At 41.7% G+C, this 17,150-nt stretch carries 10 protein-coding genes, 1 other RNA gene and 1 pseudogene; 11 read left to right on the top strand and 1 reads right to left on the bottom strand.

All coding sequences use genetic code 11. The annotated features are described in order from the left end of the window. The first annotated feature begins 84 nt into the window (after window positions 1-84). The 5 genes from BpJC4_RS02025 to BpJC4_RS02005 all read left to right on the top strand — a co-directional run bounded on the left by BpJC4_RS02025 (window position 85) and on the right by BpJC4_RS02005 (window position 9,072). Window positions 85-834 carry an alpha/beta hydrolase gene (locus tag BpJC4_RS02025; RefSeq protein WP_269467549.1) on the top strand — a complete coding sequence of 250 codons (750 nt, stop codon included), beginning with the start codon at window positions 85-87 and terminating at the stop codon, window positions 832-834. A 25-nt stretch (window positions 835-859) separates the two neighbouring features. Next, the gene (gene rnr / locus BpJC4_RS02020; RefSeq protein WP_151697473.1) at window positions 860-3,148 is read left to right on the top strand and encodes a ribonuclease R; all 2,289 of its coding nucleotides are present in this window, start codon (window positions 860-862) and stop codon (window positions 3,146-3,148) included. Between the two features lie 39 nt (window positions 3,149-3,187). Continuing rightward, window positions 3,188-3,652 carry an SsrA-binding protein SmpB gene (gene smpB / locus BpJC4_RS02015; RefSeq protein ID WP_151681303.1) on the top strand — a complete coding sequence of 155 codons (465 nt, stop codon included), beginning with the start codon at window positions 3,188-3,190 and terminating at the stop codon, window positions 3,650-3,652. Window positions 3,653-3,754: 102 nt separating this feature from the next. After that, window positions 3,755-4,116: a transfer-messenger RNA gene (ssrA, locus tag BpJC4_RS02010) on the top strand. A 237-nt stretch (window positions 4,117-4,353) separates the two neighbouring features. Continuing rightward, window positions 4,354-9,072, top strand: a complete 4,719-nt coding sequence (locus BpJC4_RS02005; protein ID WP_151697472.1) for a DEAD/DEAH box helicase — start codon at window positions 4,354-4,356, stop codon at window positions 9,070-9,072. Window positions 9,073-9,204: 132 nt separating this feature from the next. Here the strand turns inward: BpJC4_RS02005 and BpJC4_RS02000 are convergent. After that, window positions 9,205-9,561 (bottom strand): annotated as a pseudogene (locus BpJC4_RS02000) (transposase); the annotation flags it as partial. 462 nt (window positions 9,562-10,023) lie between these two features. On the opposite strand from BpJC4_RS02000, the gene BpJC4_RS01995 reads away from it, so the two are divergent. The 6 genes from BpJC4_RS01995 to uxaC all read left to right on the top strand — a co-directional run bounded on the left by BpJC4_RS01995 (window position 10,024) and on the right by uxaC (window position 17,122). Then, window positions 10,024-10,794, top strand: a complete 771-nt coding sequence (locus BpJC4_RS01995; RefSeq protein WP_151681300.1) for an IclR family transcriptional regulator — start codon at window positions 10,024-10,026, stop codon at window positions 10,792-10,794. Between the two features lie 154 nt (window positions 10,795-10,948). After that, complete coding sequence (locus tag BpJC4_RS01990) at window positions 10,949-11,620, top strand: bifunctional 4-hydroxy-2-oxoglutarate aldolase/2-dehydro-3-deoxy-phosphogluconate aldolase (RefSeq protein ID WP_151681299.1); 672 nt, start codon at window positions 10,949-10,951, stop codon at window positions 11,618-11,620. After that, complete coding sequence (locus tag BpJC4_RS01985; protein WP_151681298.1) at window positions 11,613-12,617, top strand: sugar kinase; 1,005 nt, start codon at window positions 11,613-11,615, stop codon at window positions 12,615-12,617. The genes BpJC4_RS01990 and BpJC4_RS01985 overlap by 8 nt, the downstream gene beginning before the upstream one ends. Before the next feature lie 137 nt (window positions 12,618-12,754). After that, window positions 12,755-14,191: a tagaturonate reductase gene (locus BpJC4_RS01980; RefSeq protein WP_151697470.1), complete on the top strand. Its 1,437-nt coding sequence runs from the start codon at window positions 12,755-12,757 to the stop codon at window positions 14,189-14,191. Beyond that, window positions 14,181-15,671 (top strand): UxaA family hydrolase, encoded by a 1,491-nt coding sequence (locus tag BpJC4_RS01975; RefSeq protein ID WP_253724282.1) that lies wholly within the window; start codon window positions 14,181-14,183, stop codon window positions 15,669-15,671. The genes BpJC4_RS01980 and BpJC4_RS01975 overlap by 11 nt, the downstream gene beginning before the upstream one ends. A 38-nt stretch (window positions 15,672-15,709) precedes the next feature. Beyond that, entirely contained in the window at window positions 15,710-17,122 is a 1,413-nt protein-coding gene (gene uxaC, locus BpJC4_RS01970; protein WP_151697469.1) for a glucuronate isomerase, read from the top strand. The last annotated feature ends 28 nt before the right edge of the window (window positions 17,123-17,150 follow it).

The following is a 17,150-nucleotide window of genomic DNA, read 5'->3' as shown; positions in this document are numbered from 1 at the left end:
AATTTCCTGCTATGGTTTGTTACAAATAAAATTGAACAAAGGGCGACAGTGAATTTTCAGCAGGAAAAGAGGAGTTTTTTACGGATGATGAGAATTGTGATGCCTAAACCTTTTTTATTTGAAGGCGGCAAAAGGGCCGTCCTTCTTTTGCACGGATTTACGGGAAATTCAGCCGATGTTAGGATGCTCGGCCGGTTCCTTGAAAAGAAAGGGTACACCTGCCATGCACCGCAATACAAAGGGCATGGGGTGCCGCCGGAAAACCTGGTGCATACCGGGCCTGAAGATTGGTGGCAGGATGTCATGGCAGGATACCATTTATTAAAACAAAAAGGGTACGACGAAATTGCGGTGGCCGGATTGTCTTTGGGCGGGGTATTTTCTTTAAAATTGGGTTACACTGTACCTGTAAAGGGAATTATCACCATGTGCGCGCCGATGTACATAAAAAGCGAACAGACGATGTACGAAGGCGTCGTCCAGTACGCCCGTAAATACAAACAATTTGAAGGGAAAAGCGAAGAGCAGATTGAAAAGGAAATCCGGGAATTTAAAAAGACACCGATGAACACATTGAAATTGCTGCAAAGCTTAATCCAAGATGTACGCAATCATGTGGACCATATTTATGCGCCTGTTTTTGTCGTGCAGGCGCGCCATGATGAAATGATTAAGCCGGAAAGCGCGAATATTATTTATTCCGAAGTGGAATCGGACCATAAACAAATCAAATGGTATGAACAATCCGGCCATGTCATTACGCTCGATAAGGAAAAAGAACAGCTCCATGAAGATGTTTACCAATTCCTTGAATCGCTTGACTGGCAGGAATAAACTTTCCCGCAAAGGAGGGAAAAAGATGGATCAACTCCGGCAAGATGTTGACAGAATTTTATCGTATATGAAAGAAGAAACGTACAAGCCGCTTACGGTCCAGGAACTGGAAAAAGCGTTCGGCATCCAGGATTCTTCCGAGTTTAAAGAATTTGTCAAAGTGCTTGTCTATATGGAAGAAAAAGGGCTTGTCATCCGCACGCGCAGCAACCGTTACGGCCTGCCGGAAAAAATGAATCTTGTGCGCGGAAAGCTGATCGGCCACCCGAAAGGCTTTGCTTTTGTGGCGCCGGATGAACCGGGGATTGATGATATTTTTATCCCGCCGCATGAAACAAACCATGCTTTAAACGGCGACACGGTCATCGTGCGCGTGTCAAGCAAAAGCTCCGGGCAGCGGCAGGAAGGAACCGTTGTGCGGATTTTGGAGCGCGGCCAGAAAGAAATCGTCGGCACGTATGTGGAAAGCCAGCACTTCGGCTTTGTTGTGCCGGATGATAAACGGTTCGGGAGCGATATCTTTATTCCGAAAACGGCAAACGGTGGCGCTGTCGAAGGCCATAAAGTGATCGTGCGCATTACTTCATATCCGGAAGGCACAAAAAATGCGGAAGGAGAAGTCATTCAAATTCTTGGCCATAAAAATGACCCGGGCGTTGATATTTTGTCGATAATCCATAAGTACGGGCTGCCGCAGGCTTTTCCGGACGAAGTGCTCGAACAGGCAAACGGGGTGCCGGATGAAATTGATGAACATGATATCGGCAACCGCCGCGATTTGCGGGATGAAGTAATTGTCACCATTGACGGGGCCGATGCGAAAGATTTGGATGATGCCGTCACCGTGCAAAAACTGCCGAACGGCCATTACAAGCTCGGTGTCCATATTGCCGATGTCAGCCATTATGTGCGCGAGGGCACGCCGATTGACCGCGAAGCCTTTGAACGTGGGACAAGCGTTTACCTCGTCGACCGCGTGATTCCAATGATCCCGCATCGGCTGTCAAACGGCATATGTTCACTCAATCCAAGGGTGAATCGTTTCACGCTGTCGTGCGAAATGGAAATTGATGAAAACGGCACGGTTGTGGATCATGAAATTTTCGAAAGTATCATCAAAACGACAGAGCGGATGACATACGGGGATGTCAATAAAATCCTTGTCGACCATGACGAAGCGTTGCGGAAACGGTACGAACCGCTTGTTCCGATGTTTGAAACGATGGCCGAGCTGGCGGACATTTTACGAAAAAAAAGGATGCAGCGCGGCGCTATCGACTTTGATTTTAAAGAAGCAAAAGTGCTTGTGGATGAAAACGGCAAGCCGCGTGACGTCGTGCTGCGTGAACGGTCGGTTGCGGAAAAACTGATCGAAGAATTTATGCTTGCGGCGAATGAAACAGTTGCCGAGCATTTTTACTGGCTGGACGTGCCGTTTATTTACCGGATCCACGAAGAGCCGAAAGCGGATAAACTGCAGCGTTTTTTTGAATTTATTACGAATTTCGGCCTGATTGTGCGGGGCACCGCGAATTCGGTCCATCCACGGGCGCTTCAGGAAATTCTCGATACGGTAGAAGGCCGGCCGGAAGAAATGGTTGTTTCGACAGTCATGCTGCGCTCGATGCAGCAGGCAAAATACGACCCGGAATGCATCGGGCACTTCGGTTTGTCCACGAAATTTTACACGCATTTCACTTCGCCGATCCGCCGTTATCCGGACTTGATCGTACACCGGCTGATCCGGACTTATTTAATTGACGGGAGAATGGACGAAGAAACGAAGGAAAAATGGAAAGAGATATTACTTGAAATTGCCGACCATTCTTCGAAAATGGAACGCCGGGCTGTTGATGCCGAACGCGATACCGATGAACTGAAGAAAGCCGAATTTATGGAAGATAAAATTGGCGAGGAGTTCGACGGGATCATCAGTTCGGTCACGAATTTCGGGATGTTTGTCGAATTGCCGAATACGATTGAAGGGCTTGTCCATGTCAGCTATATGACCGATGACTATTACCATTACAATGAACGGCAATATGCGATGATCGGCGAGCGGACCGGGAATGTGTTCCGGATCGGGGACGAAATCCGCGTCCGGGTGCTGAATGTTAACAAAGAAGAACGCAACATCGATTTTGAAATTGTCGGCATGAAAAACAACCGGCGGGCAAGAATAGAAGAACGGCCGAAAAAAATCGTGAAAGTCCGTGCTGCCAATTCTTCCCGGCCGCACAAGCACAATGCCGCCCATGAAGAGTGGTCCACGAGGCCGCCGAAAAAGAAAAAGAAAAAAGCAAAACGGAGGTAACCGGGCTCGCCCGGCTGCCTTCTTCGGAGGGGAAACAAGATGCCAAAAGGTGAAGGGAAAGTGCTGGCGCAAAACAAGAAAGCAAGCCATGACTATTTTATCGAAGAAACATATGAAGCCGGTCTTGTCCTGCAGGGGACGGAAATCAAATCGATCCGCGCAGGGCGTGTGAATTTGCGCGATTCGTTTGCACGGGTGGAAAAAGGGGAAGTATATGTATACGGCATGCACATCAGTCCGTATGAACAGGGAAACCGATACAACCACGACCCGCTCCGTCCGAGGAAAATTTTGCTCCACCGCAGGGAAATCGACAAACTGGCCGGCGTTGTAAAAGAGCAGGGTTATTCTTTAATCCCGCTGAAAATTTACATTAAAAACGGTTATGCAAAAGTTTTGATCGGCCTGGCGCGCGGGAAAAAGAATTACGATAAGCGCGAAGCTTTGAAAAAGAAAGAAGCGGCCCGCGAGATCGAACGCGCCTTTAAAGCAAGACAGCATTAGGCAAAAACTAACAATTGCATCATAAGGAATTCATGTTATAATATTATCTGTAAGCCAGTTAGATGTGACAGCTCAAATCATCCAAGACTCCCTTTTTATACCGGGGACGTTACGGATTCGACAGGGATAGATCGAGCTTGAGCTGCGAGCCGGGGGGACGTCCCCGTAAAAACGCAAGCCTAAATATAACTGGCAAATCTAATCAAAACCTCGCTTTAGCTGCCTAATAAGCGCTAAGCGGATCCTCCCTCCATCGCCCATGTGGTAGGGTAAGGGTCTCAACTTGAGTGGGATACGCCGGCTGTCCTCCGCCTGGGGACGAAGGAAGAGACCAATCAGGCTAGCGCGCTGGATGCCCGCCGATAGGCAAAAGGCCGCGCGAAACGCGAATATATCGGCTACGCTCGTAGATGCTTGAGTGGCGATATTTCTGGACGTGGGTTCGACTCCCACCGTCTCCATAAAACGAAATCAATGGATTTCAAACTGATCCAAAGCCCTTGTATATCAAGGGTTTTTTTATTTTTACCATTTCATTTGATTTTATTGAATATCAAACATCCGTAGTCAAAAACGTATTCAAGAAATCATTAGATGTTAGATTAAATTAGATTGATGGGCAGCAAAATTGGTGTGGTAAAATTGAGAAAGACAATGATATTTTACTCTAATATTTTGGGGCCTTGGAGGTATTGAGAAATATGGAAGAAACAGTTAGCTATCAAGTGAAAAGCCATTCATTCGATGATATTATCTCCAATTTAGAACGGGAAGACATGGCACAACGTGATCGTGGAACCCTTTTTGAGCTATTGGTTACAGCATATCTGAAGAAAGAACCAATGTATGCACGGTTATTTGATGAAGTATGGATGTTATCGGATGTTCCTGAAGAATATGGAATTCCGAAGAAAGATACAGGTGTAGACTTAGTTGCCCGAAAAAGGGAAACAGGTGAGTTGGTTGCTGTTCAGTGTAAATATTATTCGAAAAATATGACAATCCAAAAGTCGCATATTGATTCTTTCTTAAATGAAGTGGGGAAGAGCTATTATGCAGAAGGGATTATTGTAACTTCAACGGACAAGTGGAGCAGTAATGCGAACAACGCTTTATTAGACCGTGACAAAAACATTGCTCGTATTGGTTTGTCGCAATTGCGTGAGAGTGAGATTGATTGGTCACAGTTCTCCTTTGATAATCCGCAGAAAATTGCGTTGAAGTCACCTAAGAAACCACGTTCTCACCAGATTCCTGCTATTGAGGCAGTAGTAAATGGTTTTGAAACGGCTGACCGTGGAAAGTTGATTATGGCTCCCGGTACAGGAAAAACATATACTTCTATGGTAATTGCCGAAAGGATGGCAGAGAAGAAAAATGGTACATTCAGGGTATTATATCTTGTACCTAGTATTCAGTTGCTTTCCCAATCTTTAAGAGGCTGGACTGCCGATTCTAAGTATCGTGAGGATATGGAAACTTTTGCGGTTTGTTCGGATAGAAAAGTTACAAAAAAGGCAAAAGGTGAAAACGAGATTGAGGATATAGCGGCAGCAGATTTAGGTTATCCGGCTACGACTGATTATCGCAAGTTACTGGAGCATCAGAAGCTTATTGATTCGGCGGATCACCAAAGCAAATTCTTAGTCGTGTTCTCAACATATCAGTCCATTGACGTAATTATTGAGGCTCAGAAAAATGGCTTTTATGAGTTCGATTTGGTTGTCTGTGATGAAGCTCATCGTACAACCGGAGCAACCGAAGTGGGAAAAGAAGCTAGTGCTTTTGTGAAAGTACATAGCAATGACAATATTAAAGCTAAAAAACGTCTGTATCAAACGGCTACTCCTCGTATTTATGGTGATGATGCAAAGAAGAAAGCTGATGAATTGTCTGTTGTTATTGCAGATATGAATGATAAAGAAATTTATGGTGAAGAGTTTTACCGAATTGGATTTGGAGATGCCGTAAATAAAGGGATTTTAACGGACTATAAAGTTATGGTTCTGGCTGTTGATGAAGAAGTAATTGCCCGTCGTTTTCAAAAGATGCTGGCGAATAAGCGTGATACAGAACTTGAATTTGATGATGTAACGAAAATTATCGGCTGTTGGAATGGGTTGATCAAACGTAAGAGTAATTCTAATGTGATTTCTGCTAATCCAATGAAGCGGGCTATTGCTTTTGCTGGAACGATTCGTGAGTCGAAGTTGATTAAGGAAATGTTTACAGAAGTTGTTGATATGTATATCAATGAATCAGGAGGCCAAACAGAGCCGGTTCGAATTGAAATAGACCATGCGGACGGTTCGATGAATGCCCTGCAGAAGAATGAGAAAATTTCTTGGCTGAAGGCAGAAGTTCCACCAAATACTTGTCGTATCCTTACTAATGCACGCTTCCTTACAGAGGGTGTAGACGTTCCGGATTTGGACGCAGTTATGTTTTTAAAACCTCGTAAATCACGTATTGACATTGCACAAGCAGTAGGACGAGTTATGCGTAAAGCAGAAGGAAAAGATTATGGTTATGTCATCCTTCCTATCGGTATTCCTGCAGGTGTTGATGAAAATACGGTCTTAGATAAAAATGAGAAGTATCAAGTAGTTTGGGACGTTCTAAATGCGTTGCGTTCGTTAGACGAACGTTTTGATGCAATGATCAATAAATTGGAATTGAACAAAAAGAAACCTGACCAGTTGCAAGTTATTGGGGTTGGTTCCGCACCTGATGAAAGCGAAGGTGGATTTATTGTTGCTGAACCAGTATCTGAACAGTTGGCTTTTAATCTTGATGAAGATGATTTCTCGGAAATTGAACGTGCGATTTATGGCAAAATTGTAAAGAAGGTTGGGAATGTACGTTATTGGGAAGATTGGTCAAAAGATGTTGCTGAAATTGCACAACAACACATGATGCGTATTCGAGTAATGTTGGAAGATACCAACAGCGAAACGTATATGGCATTTCAAAAGTTTCTTTCTGGGTTACGTCATAACATCAATAATTCTATATCAGAAAAACAAGCGATTGAAATGTTGGCACAACACCTGATTACAAAACCAGTTTTTGAAGCACTGTTTGATTCATATAGCTTTGTGAACAATAACCCCGTTTCACAAGCTATGGATGCTGTGTTGAAGGTTATGGATGAACAAGGGCTTGTAAAAGAACAGGAACGTTTGAAAGACTTCTATGAAAGTGTGCGTGTGCGTGCTGAGGGGATAGATAATCTAAAAGCGAAACAGGACATAATCGTCCAGTTGTACGATAAGTTCTTTAAAGTTGGGTTTAAAGAAACAACCGAACGTTTGGGAATTGTGTTTACCCCTGTTGAAGTGGTGGATTTCATTATTCACTCCGTTAATGATGTATTGAAAAAGTACTTTGGTAAGTCAATTAGCGATGAAGGAGTTCACATCCTTGATCCATTTACGGGTACTGGTACGTTTATCGTGAGGTTGCTGCAAAGTGGATTAATTTCAAAAGAGGATTTGTTGCGCAAGTACACTCAAGAACTTCATGCGAATGAGATTGTACTGTTGAGTTACTATATCGCTGCTATCAATATTGAAGAAACCTTCCATTCCATAATGGAGGGCGATTATAAACCATTTGAGGGCATTGTTTTAACGGATACGTTTGAAAGTACCGAGAAAGAGGATTCATTTGAGGACGAGTTGTTTGGGGAAAATAATGAGCGACTTGAAAAGCAACGAAGGAAGCCTATTTTTGCTATAATTGGGAATCCTCCATATTCAATAGGGCAAACGAATGCGAACGACAACAATCAAAATCAATCATATCCTAAATTAGATGAACGCATAGATTCAACCTATGCCCGCTATTCATCAGCTAGCTTAAAGAAGAGCTTGTATGATTCCTATATTAAAGCGTTTCGCTGGGCAAGCGATCGTATCGGGAGTAAAGGCGTAATTGGTTTTGTTACTAACGGTTCATTTATTGATAGTAATAGCACGGATGGTTTGCGGAAGTGTTGGTACAATGAATTTAACTATGTTTATATTTTTAATTTACGTGGCGATCAAAGAACATTGGGTGAAAAATCTCGCCAAGAAGGCGGAAAGATTTTCGGCTCAGGAAGTAGAACCCCGATTGCGATCACAGTTCTTGTGAAGGACGGGACAGATAACCATAAAATTTATTATCATGATATTGGCGACTATCTTTCTCGTGAACAAAAATTGTCAATCATTTCCGATTTCGCTTCTGTAGATGGCATAAAGTGGACCGAAATCAAACCTGACGCAAATAATGATTGGATAAATCAACGTGATCAAAATTACGATAAATATGACGCAATGGATGGCGGAGTGTTCATAAATAAAGCAATTGGTGTCAGCACAAACCGTGATGCTTGGGTATATGGATTCAGTCGAGATAATGTGATAAACAATACTAAACGAATGGTTGAAAATTTCAATTCAGAAGTTGTTCGTTTGAGTTATATAAAAGATGAAAAAAAGAGAATTAATCAAACCAATAATTCTGGTGACTTTATTAAATGGAGTACAGGACTCAAGCAGAAACTAGCTAAAGGTACAAGAATTCAATTGGATGATAAGTCACTAATAAGAAGCATGTATCGCCCTTTCACAAAGAAATATTTGTTTTATCAAACGGATGTGATTGAACGTCCTAGTAAATACAAGGATGTTTTCGGATCAGAGAACAAAGTTATTTATATTACTGGTGCCGGGTCTAGTAGAGATTTCTCCTGTTTGATTGTAGACAAAATTCCAAACTTGGATTTATTGGAAAAGGGACAAGGATTTTATCGGTATGATAATAGCGTAACACATGATTTATTACTAGATACGAGCAACATAAACGATTCATTCAAGAAAAAATTAAATCTCTCAGATGATGATGTATTTTATTATGTTTATGGTGTTTTACACTCAAAAGAGTATCGTGAAAAGTACGCTAATAATTTGAAGAAAGAATTGCCACGTATCCCTGTTTTAAAAAATAAAGAAAAGTTTGTTGATATAGGTCGAAAATTAGCTGACTTACACCTTAACTACGAAATGGTTGAACCATATTCAGACGTTGTAATTGAAGCTAAAGCAAATCCTTCGTACAAGGTTAAAAAGATGAAACACCCTAAGAAAGATGTATTGGACAAAATTGTGTTCAATACTGACATTACGATTTCGAATATTCCTGAGAAGGCATATGAGTACGTGGTAAATGGTCGTCCTGCAATTGAATGGATTATTGACCAGTATCAAGTGAAGACGGATAAGAATTCTGGTATCGTTGATGATCCTAACTTGTACTCTGATGATGAACGTTATGTTTTTGATTTGCTACTACGCATCATTAATGTATCTGTTCAAACAGTGGATTTGGTAAACAGTTTGCCGCCGCTGGAAATTGTTGATGTAAGAAAATAAAGGCATAAGCATTATTCGTCTGCAAAAGTTTCTTGCAGTCCCACTTGACGTTTAGATAAACGGAATGGATTTATGTGAAAATGTTCAAGATCACTCTTATTGCTTAAGTATCCTACCCGAAGGATGAATTACTCACGGGCAATAAATAGAGGCGGGAGTTTGAAAGCCCAGGGACTGGTGGAATCTTTCATGGTTATAGAAATGGATATAGTTACCAATCTCTTTTCTTGCTTCTCTTGGAGAATTGTAGTCTTTTAAATACACTTCTTCATACTTGATCGTTCGCCAAAACCTCTCGGTGATGATATTATCAAGGGCTCTCTTTTTGCCGTCCATACTGATTTTAATCTTATTTTGAAGCACGAGATCAGTGTATTTTGGACTGGTAAAATGGCTGCCTTGATCACTATTTAAAATCTCTAGCCTGGCGACTGAGAATGCCCGTTTTACTGCTTTCAGCACGAAGTCGATCTTAAGGGTCTGGTCCATTATACTCCACCTGGATAAGGGGCAATCCCAACATCCTATAAAAGCTGAGAATATAAATGATTGCTAATTTCTGAGACTCCTGCGGGAAAAGCGAGCAAGAAGAGACCCAGTGTGTTTGAGGGACGAGCGGTGAGGCTCGCGTCGCGTGTGGAAAGCGAGTAATTTCGCGATCATCAAAAAGGGGTGCCCCATGTGCCCGGTTGAACGGCTTTTGGAATTTCCCCTTATCTAGGGAAGCAAGCAAAGTGCAACAGCCAAAAGCGTACAAAAAGAATGTCTGGAAATCACTGACTTTTAAACAATGTCGAGAAAAACTTGACACATACCAGGCTATATAATCATTTTACTTCTATGTAAATTTATGTTATAAAGAGTGTGTCAGGAAAAATTGTTTCTTATTTGGCTACTTTTTGAGAATGTAAAATGAATATACAACAAAAATACATGCGGGAGTTCATGACAGTGGGAACGACAACAGACAAAAAACCTTATGGCACCGTTTTAATTCGGGCAAAAGACATATTGGATTATTTGGAACACAGGGTTGACCCGGTTAATCTGCAGGAAATTTGCACAGCTTTAAATACAAGCAAATCTACCGTATTGAAGATTTTAAATACGCTCTGCTCCATAGATTTTGTCAAACGCGATGAAGAAACGAAAAAATATACGCTCGGCACCGCACTGATCCGCTACGGGGAAACCGCCCGTAAATCATTCAACATTGTAAATGTTGCGGAGCCTGAATTGGTAGAGCTGAATGAAAAAATTGGGGAAACGATTCATTTGGGCGTATATGACCGCGATCATATTGTGTATGTTAAAAAATTGAATGGAAAAGGGCAAATTATTTTAAGCTCACAAGTAGGGCATACATTGCCGTTGTACTGTTCCGCAATGGGGAAAGCGTATTTGGCTGAACAAAGCGAAGAAGACATACGGGGTTATTTGGCGCGGACAAAATTGGAAAAAAGGACCGAAAATACGATTACAGATCCTGAAGAGCTGTTAAAAAATTTGAAGGAAATAAAGCAACTCGGCTACGCGATTGATAACCAGGAAAATGAAGACGAAATTTTTTGCATCAGCACGGTCATCAAGCGGAATGGCAAAATTGAAGGGATCATGAGTGTCAGTTCCCCGATTTTCCGGATGAGTGAGGAAAAGAAAAACGAAATTATTGACCTGGTGAAACAGGCACGGCGAAAAATTGAAAATAAAATGAATGGTTGATTTACGGAAAAACTTGTTCCTAAAACAGGAGCAAGTTTTTTTATTTTATTTTTCATGAAATGGTTTACACAAAGTTGCCGTTAATGTAAAATAAAATTGTGTTTATTATATATAAATAAAGTTTATTATAAAGAAACAAAAGGAGTGTGGCATCATGAAAAAAATTGAAATATTACAGGCTTTAGAAAAAAACGGTATTGTCGCTGTTTTGCGGGCGGATTCTGTTGAGAAAGCTTTGGACATCACAGATGCCTTAATTGCCGGGGGCATTAAAAGTATTGAACTGACTTTTACAGTTCCAAATGCTGATGTTGCGATCCGAAAAATTACAAAACAATATACAGACCATCAGGATGTTTTGATTGGCGCCGGTACCGTCCTTGACGCCCCAACCGCCCAAATTGCGCTGATGTCAGGTGCCAAGTTCATTGTTGCGCCAACCTTCGATGCTGATACGGCTGCTTTGTGCAATCTTTATCAAGTCCCTTATATTCCGGGTTGCATGACCGTGAATGAAATGAAAACAGCAATGCAGGCAGGAGCGGAAGTGATTAAGCTGTTCCCAAGCAATATCGTTGGCCCTGCATTTGTAAAAGATGTAAAAGCGCCGTTGCCGCAATTGGAAATTATGCCTTCAGGCGGAATCAACCTGGATAATATGTGCGACTGGATAAATGCTGGCTGCAAAATCCTTGGCGTTGGCGGAAGTTTATTAAAGCACGCAGAAACCAATCAATTCGAAAAAGTTACCGAGACTGCCCAAGCATTCATGCAAAAATACAAACAGCTGCGTGAAGCGCAACAATTGAGGGGTCAATATGCCTAAAATTTTAACACTTGGGGAAATTTTGTTGCGACTTTCAACTTGTTCAGGGGATTTATTGTCTTGCAGCCAATCATTAAATGTGAATTACGGCGGGTCGGAAGCCAATGTCGCTTCAACATTGGCCCACTTCGGTCATGATGTTTCTTTTGCCAGCATGGTGCCGAATTCGCCTTTGGGGACGGCAGCCGTAAGAAATCTCCGCGCCAACGGGATTGATACTTCCCATCTCTTGTTTGGAGGAAAGCGTCTGGGCATTTATTTTTTGGAACAAGGGAGCACCCTGCGCAATTCAAAAGTGATTTACGACAGGGAACATTCAAGTTTTTGCCAAATGGATATCCATGAGTGGGATTTTGACCGGCTTTTTGAAAATGTTTCGCTCTTTCACATTTCCGGTATCACATTTGCTTTATCCGAATCTTGGAAAAAGAATGGGCAAATACTGGTAAAAGCGGCATATGACCGCGGCATCCCGGTCAGTTTCGACATCAATTTCCGGCAGGCCATGTGGACGCTTGAAGAAGCGAAAGAGGCCATTATCCCGATTTTGCCGATGGTCAGCTATTGCTGTGCGAACTATATGGATGCCCGTAACTTCTTTGAGATTGACGCATCTGTTGCGGTGCCCGGCAATATGGAGGAATGCTACCGGAAGATCAGCCAAATTTACCCTAACATCCGTGCGCTTTACGCAACGGATCGGTATGTCATCTCCCCGTCCTGTAATGAATTGCAGGGAATGTTATGGATTAAAGGGGAGTTTAAAAAATCTGAGCGGTATCACCTTTTTCCGATCGTAGACCGGATCGGCGGCGGCGATGCATATGTTGCAGGAATCCTCCACGGGATATTAACAGGAATGGAAGCGGAACAAACCGTACAATTTGCTACCGCAGCGTCCGTCCTAAAACATTCCATCAATGGGGATATGCTGCCGCTGACAGAAAGGGATGTCAAATCATGGCTCGATACTCCCGGCCGGGAAGTCGTCCGCTGATTATTGTTTGTCTATTTGTTGAATAAGGAAAAAAATAATAAAAAGCTATTGAATAAATTTGTAAGCGCACTATAATAAAAAATGTAAGCATGAATGAGAAACATGGTTTCCAAATAATAAATATAGGAGGGATAAAGGTGATCAAGTTATCCAATTCATATTTTAAAGACTTGCCCCGTTATCCAACAAAAGCCATTCAATTTGGAGATGGAAATTTTCTCCGTGCTTTTGTCGATTGGCAGATACAGCAAATGAATAAAAAAGGTCTTTTTGAAGGTGGTGTAACGATTGTTCAATCATTACCAACCGGCAGAGTCGGGCAATTAGCAGAACAGGATTATTTATTTACTGTATTGCTTGAAGGAAAATCCCATGGAGAAAATATACAAACCCATGAAATTATTTCTTCCGTCAATACCGGAATCAATCCTTATGAAAATTATGATGCCTATTTACGCTTGGCGGAAGATGAAAATGTCCGGTTTATTTTCTCCAATACAACGGAAGCCGGCATTGCCTATCATGAAGGAGATGCATTATCCGACCGGCCGCCGGTAAGCTTTCCGGCAAAACTGACAGCTTTGCTTTATGAGAGGTTTAAAGCTGGCAAAAAGGGATTTTATATTATCCCATGTGAACTGATTGAAGATAACGGAAAACATTTAAAAAATATTGTACTTCGTTACGCAGATGAGTGGAAACTTGGTGAAGCATTTACCGGCTGGCTAGAATCGGAAAATACTTTCTGCTCCAGCTTGGTCGATAGGATCGTCCCCGGTTATCCAAAAGAACGGGCAGAGGCGCTCTGGAAAGAATGGGGCTATGAAGATACAATGATTGCGAAAGCGGAACCATTTTTAATTTGGGTCATTGAAGGGCCGCGGGAATTGGAAGAGGAGCTACCGCTAAAAAAAGCGGGACTGAATGTGGTTGTCACAGACCATTTAAAACCGTACCGCGATCGCAAGGTTTACTTATTAAACGGACCGCATACGACAATGGCTTGTCTGGCACGCTTAGCCGGCATCAAAACCGTCGGGGAATTAATGGATGATCCGGATTTTTACCGGTTTATTGACCGGGAAATGTACGAGGAGATAATACCGTCCCTGGATCTTCCGAAAGAAGAGTTAACAAGTTATGCAGCTGAAATTCAGGAACGTTTCAAAAATCCATTTATGGAGCATGAGTTGGATTCCATTGCTTTGAACAGTGTTTCCAAATTTCAAGCCCGACTTCTTCCAACGTTGAAAAAATATATTGAGCGCTTTCATAAAATTCCAATGAGAATTTCATTAGCTCTATCCGGGTTGCTTGTAATTTATGGAAAACAAGACCATACACTTGCACGAGCAATTGATCTTCCAGATGTATTAACAACTTTTGAGAATGCTTACAAAACTGATCACTATGTGAAAGCAATATTAGCAAATGAATCTTTGTGGGGCGAAGATTTGACAAAAATAGATGGCCTGTTGGAACAAGTACACAAAGGAATAAAATTGATCAAAAACGAAGGCGCTCGTAAAGCAGTCCAAATGGCCAACGAGGAGGAATTGTCTTTTGAAAAATAAAACGATTCAGCTTCATCCGAGAGACAATGTAATTGTTGCCCTGCAAGATTTGCAGCCCGGTGAAACCGTAGTATTGGGGAACAAAACCTTGATGGTGAATGAGGTTGTAAAAAGAGGACATAAAATCGCAACAGAAGATATTTCTGAAAATACAAACATTATTAAATACGGATCGCCGATTGGATATGCGACGCAATCCATTTCAAAGGGCAGCTGGGTCCATACCCATAATGTCAGTACAAATCTATCAGGAAAAATAGAATATGAATACAATCTGGAACTAAACCCAAATATTTATCCGAAAGAAAGCCGCACATTTAAAGGGTATTTGCGAAAAAACGGCAAAGCCGGGATCCGCAATGATTTATATATCATTCCAACCGTGGGCTGTATCAATATGATCGGAGATTTGATCGTTGAACAATTTAAGCAAAATCACCCGGATAACGGTGCATTTGATGAGATTATTCTTTTTAAGCACCCATACGGCTGTTCACAGTTGGGAGATGATTTGGAGAATACCCAAAAAATTTTAATCGATGCAGCTAAACATCCAAATGCCGGCGGGGTTCTCGTGTTTGGACTTGGCTGCGAGAATAACCAGCTGGATGAGATGAAAAAACAAATGGGTGAATTTGATGAAGCGCGTGTAAAATTTATGATTTGCCAAAATGTTGAAGATGAAGTGGAAACAGGCGTCCGCTTATTGGAAGAATTGAATGATGCAGCGAAAAATGACCAAAGAGTCGACCTGCCTTTATCTGAGTTAAAAATCGGCTTAAAATGCGGCGGTTCGGACGGCTTTTCGGGCATTACTGGCAATCCTTTGCTGGGACGGTTTTCCGATTACATCGTCTCTCAAGGCGGATCTACTGTTCTAACAGAAGTGCCGGAAATGTTTGGCGCGGAAAAAGTGTTAATGGCACGCGCGAAAAATAAAGACGTTTTCAATAAAATCGTAACCCTTATCAATAATTTTAAAGATTATTTTGCATCGTACGGCCAGCCTATTTATGAGAATCCTTCTCCTGGAAATAAAGCAGGCGGGATTACAACACTGGAGGACAAATCTCTCGGCTGTACCCAAAAAGCAGGTACGTCGGCTGTGGTGGATGTATTGGAATACGGAGAAAAAATTAAAGAAAAAGGTTTGTCCTTGCTTCAGGCACCTGGAAATGACCTTGTATCTTCCACAGCACTTGCTGCGGCAGACTGCCAAATGGTTTTGTTTACAACAGGGAGAGGTACACCTTTTGGAACTTTTGTACCAACGGTGAAAGTATCTACGAATACCCAGCTCTATGAAACTAAAAAGCAGTGGATAGATTTTAACGCCGGGCAGCTGCTGGATAAAACGATGGATGAGGTGGCTGAGCAATTTATCCAATTTATTATCGAGGTTGCGAGCGGCAAAAAGACAAAAAATGAACTCCGCCATATCCATGATATTGCGATTTTCAAAAACGGTGTTACAGAATGATGAATTCAATAAACATTTTATTAAAGAAGGGATCCAATATGTTTTTAGATAAAGATTTCTTATTAACGACAGATTTTTCTCGGAAGCTATTCCATAACCATGCGGAAAAAATGCCGATTATTGATTACCATTGCCATTTAAATCCTAAAGAAATCTATGAAAATCAAAATTTTCGCGATCTTGCCCAAGTTTGGATTAATGAGGGTAATTACGGAGACCATTATAAATGGAGACTGATGCGTGCAAACGGTGTTCCGGAAAAATATATTACGGGTGATGCAGAACCTTACGAGAAATTTTTGAAATGGGCAGAAACCATTGAAAAATCAGTGGGCAATCCGCTTTATGAATGGACCCATTTGGAATTAAGGCGCTTTTTTGGAATTGAAACGATATTGAATCGTCAAACCGCCCCGGAAATTTGGGAAAAAGCGAATCAGTTGCTGGCAACGGAAGATTTTAAACCTAGAAATCTTATAAAAAATAGCAATGTCAAAGTCGTCTGTACAACAGATGATCCGGTGGATGATCTTCATTATCACAAATTGCTTAAAGAATCAGAAACGGAAAATGGTTTTAAAGTATTACCGGCTTTCCGCCCGGACAAAGTATTAAATATTCAAAAGGAAGAATACGCAGACTATATTCATCGATTGTCAAAAGTATCCGGCGTTTCGATTCAAAACTTTGATGATATAGTTGATGCAATCCAGCACAGAGTTGAATATTTCCATGAATTAGGGAGCCGATTGTCTGACCATGCTTTGGATACTTTTACGTATGCTGAGGCAACACCGGAAGAATTAAACCATATTGTAAGGAAATCTTTGTCAAAAGAAACGTTAACCGAACTTGAAATCAGCCAGTACCGAACTGCTTTATTAAAAGAATTGATGCGTATTTATCATGAAAAGAACTGGGTGATGCAATATCATATCCATGCATACCGGAACTTGAATGAACTGATGTTTAACAAACTTGGTCCGGATACAGGTTATGATGCTTTGATAGATGAGAATATTGCAGAATCAATTGCAAAACTATTTGCAAGCGCGGAAAATGAAAACATTATACCAAAGACGATCCTGTACTCGCTCAATCCAAATGACTGGTTTCCGCTTGTCACCATCATGGGATGCTTCCAAAAAGACACCGTACAAAAATTACAGCTCGGGTGTGCATGGTGGTTTAATGATACGAGAAGCGGAATGCGCAGGCAATTGGAAATCTTTGCTGAAGAGAGCCTGCTGCCTAATTTTGTCGGCATGCTGACGGATTCGCGCAGCTTCCTATCTTATCCGCGCCACGAATATTTCCGCAGGGTGCTATGCGAATTATTCGGCGAATGGGCGGAACGCGGCCAGATTCCGGATGACGAGGAACAAATCGGAAAAATAGTAGAAGATATTGCTTATAATAATGCTTACCGCTATTTCGGATTTTTTGATTAGAGTTAAGAAACTTCTTAAATCATAAAGC

It is taken from the genome of Weizmannia acidilactici (assembly GCF_008974185.1).
Taxonomy (GTDB): Bacteria; Bacillota; Bacilli; order Bacillales; family Bacillaceae_C; genus Weizmannia; species Weizmannia acidilactici.
The sequence above is the reverse complement of the archived record's forward strand: the minus strand, read 5'-3'. Positions and strand labels throughout refer to the sequence as shown.

Bases quoted from the DNA above. Each gene is read 5' to 3' on its own strand.
- BpJC4_RS02025 (WP_269467549.1), top strand. From the start codon at position 85: ATGATGAGAATTGTGATGCCTAAACCTTTTTTATTTGAAGGCGGCAAA.
- rnr (WP_151697473.1), top strand. From the start codon at position 860: ATGGATCAACTCCGGCAAGATGTTGACAGAATTTTATCGTATATGAAA.
- smpB (WP_151681303.1), top strand. From the start codon at position 3,188: ATGCCAAAAGGTGAAGGGAAAGTGCTGGCGCAAAACAAGAAAGCAAGC.
- BpJC4_RS02005 (WP_151697472.1), top strand. From the start codon at position 4,354: ATGGAAGAAACAGTTAGCTATCAAGTGAAAAGCCATTCATTCGATGAT.
- BpJC4_RS01990 (WP_151681299.1), top strand. From the start codon at position 10,949: ATGAAAAAAATTGAAATATTACAGGCTTTAGAAAAAAACGGTATTGTC.
- BpJC4_RS01985 (WP_151681298.1), top strand. From the start codon at position 11,613: ATGCCTAAAATTTTAACACTTGGGGAAATTTTGTTGCGACTTTCAACT.
- uxaC (WP_151697469.1), top strand. From the start codon at position 15,710: ATGTTTTTAGATAAAGATTTCTTATTAACGACAGATTTTTCTCGGAAG.